Genomic DNA, 891 nt, shown 5'->3' with positions numbered 1-891 from the left:
TACGACATGACCGCGGACGACTATGCGAAGCTGGCCGATTCGTTCACCGTCGAATGCTCGTTCAAGTACGATCCGGCGCTTCCGACCTCCGAGGTTACTCTCTGCGGAAACAAGCAGGCCGGCGGCTTCGCGCTGATCCTCAAGAACGACTCGCTGGGCTTCATGCTCCACACCAACGGCGGCTACAAGTACGCGCGCACCACGGTGGAGGCCGACCGCTGGTATCACGCGGCCGGTGTTTACGACGGTCAGACGATCAGGCTCTACCTGGACGGTGAACTGGCGGCCGAGGCCGAAGCCGGCGGCCCGATGACTGTGCCGTCGAATGTGAACGCCCACAACATGGTCATCGGCGCGGACAGTGCCTCGGGCAAGGCCGAGTCCTTCGCCAAGACGGCGATCGGCTCCGCCCGCGTCTACGGCGAGGCGATCACCGGCCAGCAGGCGGGCGCACTGAGCCAGGCGTTCCACGCCGTACCGGACGCCCCCGCTGCCGACGTCCTGGACGTCGATTTCTCCGATGGGACCGCTGCCGACAAGGTGCAGGGCCTGCCGGCCACCACCCATGGCGAGCCGGTAATCGCCGAGAGCGGCGCGCTGGGCCGCAACGTTGCCACCTTCGACGGTGACGATGCCCTCCTCTACCCGTTCGGCGCCCAGTACCCCGCCCTGGGTGACTCGATGACCGTCGAGTGCGTCTTCCAGTACAACGGTGCGTTCCCCGCCTCCGGCGAGACGAACCTGTGTGCCAACAAAGAGGCCGGCGGCTTCTCGATGACCATGTACGGCGACAAGCTCACCTTCGCCGTGAACACGTCGGGCTACAAGAACGCCGGCGTACAGATTGAGCCCGGCCGCTGGTACCACGCTGTGGGCGTCTACGACGGCTCC

At 66.1% G+C, this 891-nt stretch carries 1 protein-coding gene; it reads left to right on the top strand.

What is annotated here, in order from left to right; genetic code table 11:
- Nucleotides 1-891, top strand: an 891-nt coding sequence (locus AC5RVV_RS17570; RefSeq protein ID WP_494002638.1) for a LamG domain-containing protein, incomplete at both ends; no start/stop codon positions are given.

The organism is Arthrobacter sp. MDT2-34-1, assembly GCF_059091365.1.
Note: the sequence above shows the minus strand (reverse complement) of the source record. Positions and strands in the feature narration are given on the sequence as shown.